1 protein-coding gene and 1 pseudogene are annotated in these 1,668 nt (G+C 75.2%); one reads left to right on the top strand and one right to left on the bottom strand.

Features of this window, described 5'->3' with window-relative positions:
- Nucleotides 1-126, top strand: a pseudogene (locus JFN87_RS34010) (MFS transporter); the annotation flags it as partial.
- 335 nt (nucleotides 127-461) lie between these two features.
- Here JFN87_RS34010 and JFN87_RS33060 read toward each other — a convergent pair.
- The gene (locus JFN87_RS33060) at nucleotides 462-1,253 is read right to left on the bottom strand and encodes a TIGR03936 family radical SAM-associated protein (protein WP_209346197.1); all 792 of its coding nucleotides are present in this window, start codon (nucleotides 1,251-1,253) and stop codon (nucleotides 462-464) included.
- Nucleotides 1,254-1,668: the final 415 nt, after the last annotated feature.

The following is a 1,668-nucleotide window of genomic DNA, read 5'->3' as shown; positions in this document are numbered from 1 at the left end:
GGCCGGATGTTCCCCGGTGCGAGCGACGCGGCCGTGGCGCGGCTGAACATCTTCAACTACGTCGGCTTCCTGGTGGGATCGCCGCTGGTGGGCGCGCTGGGTGACGCGTGGAGCTACCGGGGCGCGACGCGGCGCGGCGCCTGCGGCGCGGCGGCAGCGTGTCGCTGGGGCTGTTGTTCTCTTGTGTCGTCTCTCCGGCCGTGCCGGAGGACGTGGGCTCGATGGGCATCCGGGCGTTTCTCCCGTCACGCTCCCGGGCGCCGCGCCTGGTTCCGGTCCAGCGGCTGTCCGCGCTTGCGCGTTCGCCGCCGCCCGGGGCGCGGGCGCCGCACGGGGGCTTGTCTGGCTCGCCGGTTCCCCACCCGCTTGTCGCGCGGGTGCGGCCTGGCGAAAGTCTTCTGGTCTGTGCGCCGCCCGATCCAGGTGGCTCCCGGATTCAAGGGCCGCGCCCGACGGCTGTCCTAAGTGGAGGCCGTGCCCGTCCGCACCGTCGCGGCGGCGGCTCCAGGGGCCTTCGAGTGGCCCGCGGGTACCGCCTCGCGGTCGGCCGCGAGCGGGTCGGTCACCGTGCCGGACTCCTCGTCGAGGGGCCCCTGCGCCAGCCTGGTCACCGCTGCGGGGACCGGCGGCGCCAGGTCGGCCACAGCTCGGAGACCGGACAGGACGTCGTCGGGTCGAACGGCGGGTGTCTCGTGCCGAACAACCAGTCGCAGTATCGCACAGGGGCCCGCCCCGGTGCGGCCGACGTCCCCGCCGGGCTCCGCCACGACGTGCAGCTCGGCGACGGCGGCCCTCGCGTCGAACGTCCTGACCCCGTTCTTCGTGCGGCGCTCGACCTCGACGGCCGGCGCCGCGAGGAACGCGGCCACGGCGCGCTCGGCCTCCTCGGCCGCCACGCCGTCGAGCCGCAGCTCCCACACGGATGCGGTCAGCCGGTCGGCGAGCCCGGGGACCCGGGCCTCCACCGCGTCGACGACGTCGAGGCCCGTGGGCAGCGACGCGTCGAGCAGTTCACGCAGGGCCTCGGGGTCACGCGGCTCCACCAGGGCGATCTCCAGGAACTCGGCCTCGCTGCCCGTGCCGGTGGGTGCGGCATTGGCGTACGACACCTTCGGGTGCGGCGTGAAGCCGGCCGAGTACGCCATCGGCACCTCGGCGCGGCGCAGCGCCCGCTCGAAAGCGCGCTGGAAGTCGCGGTGGCTGGTGAACCGGAGGCGGCCGCGCTTGGTGTAGCGCAGTCTGATGCGCTGCACCGTGGGTGCGGGCGGCGGGCCTTCGGGCTGTCGCTTGCCCAGTGGTTTACTCCTCGGTGCGGGGCCGCGCGGTGACGCACGGCCCGTGGGGCCTTTCGTGGTCTCCCGGCATCAGCCCTGATCGCTCAAGGTGACTTCGGGTGCGGGCGCCGCGCCGGGGACGGTTTTCTTACTACCCAGAGTACGCGCAGGGGCTCCGTTCGGTTCCCGAGGCTCCGGCATCCGGGCACCGTCCCCGCGCGCGTCGCCGCTCCGCGGGGCGGGTGGCGCGCCGAACACCGCGCGGCGCAGGTCGGCCCGCGCGTGCCGCAGCGCGGCGCGGGCAGGTCGGAGGAGCACACGCCGGAAGTCCAAGCACCGATGCGTCCGGGATGCCAGGTCGCGCCTGGGAGGAGGGGGGGGGGGGGGGGGGGGG

Origin of the sequence: Streptomyces montanisoli (assembly GCF_017813245.1) — a bacterium.
Classification (GTDB): Bacteria; Actinomycetota; Actinomycetes; order Streptomycetales; family Streptomycetaceae; genus Streptomyces; species Streptomyces montanisoli.
The sequence above is the reverse complement of the archived record's forward strand: the minus strand, read 5'-3'. Positions and strand labels throughout refer to the sequence as shown.